Raw genomic sequence first — 6,199 nt, 5'->3', positions numbered from 1 at the left:
GACGCGTCAGCGTCCGCAGCGGGGGAGGGTTGGGGTGGGGGTAGCAGGGCGTGTTTTGTCTCAGCGGGTGGATTTGGGAACAGGCGGGATTCTTGCTTGCGCAAGCTGTTCTTGTCGCACATCGAGCTAACCCAACAAAGAAGCTCACTAGACAGCGGCACCTTATGAATCGTGGATTTATGCCCGACGTTTTCGGCGGGCGCTTCGATATTAGTGGTAAAGCGGTTTGGTTTACCCCCACCCCAGCCCTCCCCCGCTGCGGGCTTCGCCCTGCGAGGGAGGGGGTGTTTGGTGGCCGATTCGGCATCAGTACACGGTCTTCTGTTTACATACACTTGAGCGCTCAAGGTGTATGTAAATGAGGTAGGGAGTTTTGTCCCGCCAATTTTGTCCACGTTCATTGCGCCTTGCGGTAATGCAGGCGGTTGTCTTCCACCGCTGTGATGACGATGTCCGTGCCCGCAGGCAGGTTGTCGCCTTGTATCGTCCACAGGCTGTCGCCGATTTTCAGCTTGCCGTAGCCGTTTTCCACCGGGGTGTCGAGGGTATATTCGCGGCCGATGTATTGGGCGCCGCGTTTGTTGAGCAACGAGGCGGCGTCGTCTTTGCGGCTTTGCCAGCGGCGCGCCAGTTGTCGCCACAGCAGGATGGCGATGAGCGAGAGCGCGGCAAAGATCGCGCCTTGCCAGTGCCAGTCGAGTCCGGGGGCGGCGAAGGTGATGATGACAAGCACCAGCGCCGCAAGGCCCCAAAAGAGGAAGAAGAAGGAGACTGTCAGCACTTCAATCAGCATGAAGACGCCGGTGAGGATGAGCCAGTTCCAGTATGCGGGTTCAAACATGGGTTTTCCTTGTGGTTGGGTTAGTCAAAGGGCGGTTGCCAGTGGGGATCGCGCCAGGCGGCATAGCAGAGGGCGATTTGTGCGGCAGTGGTTTTGTTTTCGGCGAGCGGGGGCAGGTCGTGTTCGGTGAACCAGGCGCTGGCGATGGTTTCACTGTTGGCGCGAAAGGTGCCGCCTACTGCGCGGCAGAGGATGTGGATTTTGTAGATGGTGTAGGCGTTGGCGGGATGGTTGTGGCGGGCGTGATCCTGCACGGCAATAAGGCGTTCGGGGATGACGTCCAGCCCCGCTTCTTCTTGGGCTTCTTTGGCGACGTTTTCACCGATGCTGTGGTTGATGTCAGCCCAGCCGCCAGGTAGTGCCCACAGGCCGTTATTTTCCTGCACGAGCAGGATACGGGTATCATCATCAATGATGGCGGCGCGGGCGTCCACTTTCGGAGTCTGATAGCCGCTTTCGTTGCAGAAAAGGTCGCGGATTTTTTCAGCGGGCAGGTCTGTGTAGTGGTGCAGGATGTCGGCAGCGATAGCGCGGATGCGGGTGAAGCGTTCGATATCGAAGGGGTCTTTACCGTAGGCCAGCCCTGCCTGGGCGAGGCTTTGCAGTTCGGTGGCCCAGTCGAGCCAGGGCGGGCGGCGCTTCATGGCTGTTTATCCGTCGTTTTATCGGCGGGGTCAGGCGGGGTCAGGCTTTCCGCCAGAGCGGTCTGTGCATCATGCGAGCCTTCTTCCGCCGCCTGTTGCAGCCAGCGTTCGGCCTCGGCGCGGTTTTTGTCCCAGAGGTAGTTCATCAGGGTTTCTTCGGCGGGCAGATGGTGCTGGGCGGCGGCTTCGCGCAGCCAGGTCAGTCCGGCGCGGCGCTGCACGGGGTAGGGTGAGTTCAGGTATTCGAGGCCGAGACGGTATTGGGCTTCGGCATCGCCCTGCACGGCCTGTTCCTGCCAGTGACGGATGGGATCGTCGTCTTTATCATCGAGTCGCTCTTCTGGCGGGTGTGGGGGCAGATCAGCAATAGGGATATCAATGACTTGCCGGTTGACACGGCGGAAAAGATCGGGGTTGTAGAGGTAGAGGGCGAAGGTGGTGGTGCTGATGAGGATGAGCGCTGCTCCACCCAGCAAGCGGCTGTAGTACCAGCGGTTACGGTCTGTCGGGAGTTCGGGCGGGAGGGGAGTCATTTTCCTTGTCCGTGGGTGGCGCGCAGATAGGTGTCGCGGGCTTTTTTCTGCCAGATTTCGGCTTGCACCGCGCTTTTTTCGACGCATTCGCCGCTGCGGTACAGGGCAGATAGTTCGCCGCTTGCCGCCCAGTCGCCTCCGGCAGCGGCCTGTTCGAGCAGTTGCCGGGCGACGGGGCAGTTGCGCACGACACCATCCGCGCGCAGGTAGTGATAGGCAAGGGTATTTTGGGCGGTGGTGCTGCCCAGGGCGGCTGCGCGGTGGTACCAGTAGATGGCGCGGCGGCTGTCGGCAGGGATGCCGATGCCCCGGTCGTAGATGGCGGCCAGTTCTTCGATGGCGGGCAGGTACGCTTGCGTGGCGGCGTGGTTGATGAGGGCAATGGCGTAGCTGCGCACCGGCGGCGACGGGGTGTTGTATGACTGCATGGCAGGGGCTTCGTAGGTGATGACGCCGTCCGTGCCGTAGAGAAGCAGGAGACCGAGGCGGTATTCGGCTTCGGGCAGGTGCTGCGCAACGGCTTGTTGCAGCAGCGTGCGGGCTTTACTGCGATCAGCGGCGATACCGAGGCCTTCCTGATAGCAATACGCCAGGTTGTATTGCGCTTTGGCATTACCGTCTGCGGCCAGGGCGCTGTAGATACGCACGGCTTCTGCCGCATCACCCCGCTCGGCGGCGGCTTTCGCCTGCTCCAGCGGCGTGGCGGCGAAGCTGGCGCAGGCGGCGAGGACAAGGGTCAGGGCGAGGAGGCGTTTCATGCTTTTTTATCGCCTTTGTTGAACATCTCGGCAATACCACCGAGCGCGCCAATGATGCCGCTCGCTTCCATCGGCATGAAGACGGTTTTTTGTTGCTCGCTCTCGGCGAATTTGCCCAGCGCGCGTACGTATTCTTGCGCGACGAAGTAGTTGATGGCGTTGGTGCCGCCCTCGGCGATGGCTTTGGAGACCATTTCGGTGGCGCGTGCTTCAGCTTGTGCCTGGCGTTCGCGTGCTTCTGCTTCGAGGAAGGCGGCTTCTTTGCGTCCTTCGGCTTCCAGCACTTGCGATTGTTTCAGGCCTTCGGCGCGCAGGATTTCTGCCTGCCGCATCCCTTCCGCCTCAAGGATTTGCGCGCGCTTGATTTGTTCGGCTTTTTTCTGCCGCGCCATCGCGTCAACGAGGTCGGCAGGCGGGGTAATGTCCTTGATTTCGACGCGGGTCACTTTCACGCCCCAAGGGTCGGTGGCGTCGTCAATGATGCCGAGCAGGCGGACGTTAATGGCGTCGCGCTGTGATTGCAGGTCGTCGAGGGTCATTGAGCCGGCGACGGTACGCAGGTTGGTGGTGGCGAGGTTCAGGATGGCGAGTTCGAGGTCATCCACGGAATAGCTCGCCTTGGCGGCGTTGGTGATTTGGTAGAAGACGACGCCATCGACCGTCACCTGCGCGTTGTCCTTGGTAATGACTTCCTGGCGCGGCACATCCAGCACCGTTTCCTTCATGTTTACCTTGCGGTCGGCGCGCTCCCACAGCGGCACGACAAGGTGAAAACCCGGCTCCAGCGTGCGGTTGTAACGACCAAGACGCAGCACGGTGCGCTCCGTCCCCTGATCGACAATCTGGATGGCGCGGCGACCGAACCAAAAGACAAGGATAATCAGGATGATGATGAAGATGGTGCTGCCGCTGAGCTGGGAGGTGAGGGAGGGGGGCATGGGAGACTCCTGTTGTGGGTTGAAACTGTAGCGATTGTAGTATGCGCCCCGCGTGAATGCCATGCAGGCGGGCGCAATTTTCCATACAAAACGCTAAAATGCGCGGGCTTCCACGGTGGAAGCGCCAACACGGAGAACCCCATGAAAAAAATGACGAGAATCGCCGCGCTGCTCACCTTCGCCGGACTGCTTTGCGCCTGCAACACCGTGCAGGGCTTCGGTCAGGACGTGGAACGCGCCGGGCAAAGTGTCTCGAACGCCGCCGCCCGGGCCAAGTAAACTTTGTTTTCCCCATCCCAAACATTCAGGAGTATTCCCATGTCAGGAAAAATCAACAAATTGCTGTTACTGGCCCTTCCGCTCGCACTCGCTGCCTGCGGTGGCGGCGGTGGCGACAATCCTGCTGCCGACAACAACAAGCCGCAGAATCAGAACAACAATTCCGCCCAGCCCGACGACGGCGTGACCTATACCGGCGTCATGTTCAATGCCAAAGGCGAGCGTGCACCGACCACCGGCCGCAGCAAATTCGTCCTCAATGACGGCAAGGTACAGTACCAGTTGCCGCGCAGCTCACAAGGCGCGACCCAACAGGGCAACCTGCTCATTTACGGCTCAGCGACCGGCAAAGGCGGCCATTACACCGCGCCAGACGGCAAATCTTACGAATCCTTCCAGCTCAGCAACAACCTCTACTACTACTCGCAGTTTGGCGTTGCCAAACCGGTTGACGGCGAGATTGGCGGTTTCTACCGCGGCGTGGCGGTCAGCAATATGCCGACCAGCGGCAGCGCCACCTACAAGGGCGACGCCATCGTCGGCCTCTGGAGTGGCGACAATTTCAACCGTACCGAAGCAGGTACCGTGCAGGCCAACGCCGATTTCGCTGGCAAAAAACTGGCGATCAGCCTGGCATCTCCTTCCTACAAGGGCAACATCAATGCCAATATCGAAGGCAGCAACTTCAGCGGTAAGGATGGCAGCAAGAGTACCATTGGCTCGTTCTACGGCCCGAACGCGGAAGAACTCGGCGGGACTTACGACGACAACAACACCACCGCAGTCTTTGGCGCCCGCCGCTAAAACGCTGCGACTCACCAAACCCCGCCCCGGCGGGGTTTTTTTATGGCGCAATCGCCTGTGCCACCGCGGCGCGCGTCTCGTCCGGCAGGCGGGCGAGCGGTCGCGTTTGCTGAATCCGCGCCAGCGCGTCATCCATATCGGCGCAGTCGCCGTAACACACCAGCCAAGTGACCAGCGCGGCGACGCTGCGGCCATAGCCAAGGGCACAGCAGACCAGCACCGGTGCGGGTTGCGCGCGCAGCAGCTCATCAATCGCCGCGGCAGCGCGCCGCAGTTCATCGGCTTCCGGCGCGACCATGTCGAGCATCGGCACGCAGCGGTAATGCGCCGGGCGACCGCGCGGCGGCAGTTCGGCGCAGATATCAACCACGGCGGCAAATGACGCGGCGGCGCGGTTGCTACCGAGGGCAAGGCGCGGAGTGATGGCATCATGGTCGCGCGCATGGCGCAGCCAGCAGGCGCGGTTCACCGCTGCGGCGAGATGCAGCGGCCATAACAGCAGCCGTGCGGCGAGCGTCGCCTGCCCGTCCGCCTGTTTTTGCCAGATGACCGCGCCACAGCGGGCATAACCGGCGGCGGCAAGCAAACAGGCGACGCTGCCGCAGAGCAGCCACAGCCACGCGCCGCCTTGCAAGGCAGGCAGGGCGCAGGCGAGCGCGAGCAACAGGTAAATCACGACGGCGCGACGTTTGCGCGGGGTTGGCGTCGTGCGGCCACGCAGCGGGCTTTCGCCCTGCCAGGGTAACGCCCACAGGATGCAGGCACCGGCGACCAGCGCAGTCGGGATGTCGATGAAATGGTGCTGCCAGGTGGTGAGGACGGAGCCGCCGATGAGCAGGCACCAGCCGAGCCAGAGCGGGCGCAGCGCGCGCGGCAGTTTCGGCCAGTAGTAGCGGCCAACGATAAGGGTAAGGATGATGTGCAGCGAGGGCGCTTCGTTGTAGGCCTGGTCGAAGGCGGCGAGTGAGCGGAACAGCGCGAAGAAAACGCCGTCGCCGTCCGGCTTCGCCCAGCTGATTTGCAGCGGAAAAAGGAGAAAACCGCAGACGGCGATGGCCTGCGCGGCGAGCAGTTGTGCGATGTAGCGGTGCAGTTCGGCGCGCGTGCGTGCGAGGAAAAAGCCGAGCGCGTACAAGAGGTTCAGCGACCAGTAGGGAATAATCGTCCACGGCACGAAGGGCATGGCGCGCTCCCAGCCGTAGATGATTTCCGGCACGGGCGCGCGCAGCGCGGTGAGGTAATTGGTCAGGCCGTAGCTGGCGTAGAAAAGGACGGCAACGGCGGCGAGCTTGAGCAGGGTCGCAGGCAGGGCGGGTTTCATGGGCAGTTTTGGTTAATGGCGGAATAGTTATAGCCATCCACCGAAAGTTTCAGACAAGGCGCGTCGCCGAAGACAGTACGC

The 6,199-nt window shown here is 61.8% G+C and carries 8 protein-coding genes; 2 read left to right on the top strand and 6 right to left on the bottom strand.

Annotated features, from left to right (window positions below):
* Positions 1-397: 397 nt before the first annotated feature.
* The 5 genes from Q0349_RS11335 to Q0349_RS11315 are packed head-to-tail and all read right to left on the bottom strand — an operon-like array spanning position 398 to position 3,714.
* Positions 398-841, bottom strand: a complete 444-nt coding sequence (locus Q0349_RS11335; protein WP_298081076.1) for an NfeD family protein — start codon at positions 839-841, stop codon at positions 398-400.
* Positions 842-861: 20 nt separating this feature from the next.
* Complete coding sequence (locus Q0349_RS11330) at positions 862-1,485, bottom strand: NUDIX hydrolase (RefSeq protein ID WP_298081075.1); 624 nt, start codon at positions 1,483-1,485, stop codon at positions 862-864.
* Positions 1,482-2,018 (bottom strand): hypothetical protein, encoded by a 537-nt coding sequence (locus tag Q0349_RS11325; protein ID WP_298081074.1) that lies wholly within the window; start codon positions 2,016-2,018, stop codon positions 1,482-1,484. Before Q0349_RS11325 ends, Q0349_RS11330 begins: the two co-directional genes overlap by 4 nt.
* A complete protein-coding gene (locus Q0349_RS11320; RefSeq protein ID WP_298081073.1) occupies positions 2,015-2,776 on the bottom strand; it encodes a tetratricopeptide repeat protein in 762 nt (253 codons plus the stop codon). The genes Q0349_RS11325 and Q0349_RS11320 overlap by 4 nt, the downstream gene beginning before the upstream one ends.
* Entirely contained in the window at positions 2,773-3,714 is a 942-nt protein-coding gene (locus tag Q0349_RS11315; protein WP_298081072.1) for an SPFH domain-containing protein, read from the bottom strand. Before Q0349_RS11315 ends, Q0349_RS11320 begins: the two co-directional genes overlap by 4 nt.
* A gap of 141 nt (positions 3,715-3,855) precedes the next feature.
* On the opposite strand from Q0349_RS11315, the gene Q0349_RS11310 reads away from it, so the two are divergent.
* On the top strand, positions 3,856-3,993 hold the full coding sequence (locus Q0349_RS11310) for an entericidin A/B family lipoprotein (protein ID WP_298081070.1): 138 nt from the start codon (positions 3,856-3,858) through the stop codon (positions 3,991-3,993).
* A gap of 39 nt (positions 3,994-4,032) precedes the next feature.
* Positions 4,033-4,797, top strand: coding sequence for a transferrin-binding protein-like solute binding protein (locus Q0349_RS11305; RefSeq protein ID WP_298081069.1), 765 nt, complete (start codon positions 4,033-4,035; stop codon positions 4,795-4,797).
* 40 nt (positions 4,798-4,837) lie between these two features.
* Here the strand turns inward: Q0349_RS11305 and Q0349_RS11300 are convergent, their stop codons facing one another.
* On the bottom strand, positions 4,838-6,118 hold the full coding sequence (locus tag Q0349_RS11300; protein ID WP_298081068.1) for a phosphatase PAP2/dual specificity phosphatase family protein: 1,281 nt from the start codon (positions 6,116-6,118) through the stop codon (positions 4,838-4,840).
* Positions 6,119-6,199: the final 81 nt, after the last annotated feature.

Origin of the sequence: uncultured Cardiobacterium sp., assembly GCF_938028185.1 — a bacterium.
Classification (GTDB): Bacteria; Pseudomonadota; Gammaproteobacteria; order Cardiobacteriales; family Cardiobacteriaceae; genus Cardiobacterium.
This window is presented reverse-complemented; position numbering and strand designations above follow the sequence as displayed.